We start from the raw sequence: 285 nt of genomic DNA on the forward strand, positions 1-285 counted from the left end.
CTTAATGAGAGACGTAACATCTTTTGTCTTTTAATATTCATTTACATCATATCCTCTTCTTGGAATGATTTTGTTCTCTTAAATTGCCAAAACGCAACTGTAATAACGATTAACGATAAGATCATTGTAAGAGCTGCCGCTTTCCCGTACTGCGCCGAAGTCATCGTTAACTTATAAATCCATGACATTAAAATATCTGTTCCACCTGCGTCTTGTCCAGCTACAGCAGGACCTCCGCCGTTAAATAGATAGATGATTCTAAAGTTATTAAAGTTAAACGTATAT

1 pseudogene is annotated in these 285 nt (G+C 35.8%); it reads right to left on the reverse strand.

Annotated features, from left to right (window positions below):
- Positions 1 to 41 precede the first annotated feature (41 nt).
- Positions 42 to 285 (reverse strand): annotated as a pseudogene (locus tag ACSG5Z_RS31975) (sugar ABC transporter permease); the annotation flags it as partial.

The organism is Bacillus pretiosus (assembly GCF_051294775.1).
GTDB classification, from domain to species: domain Bacteria; phylum Bacillota; class Bacilli; order Bacillales; family Bacillaceae_G; genus Bacillus_A; species Bacillus_A wiedmannii.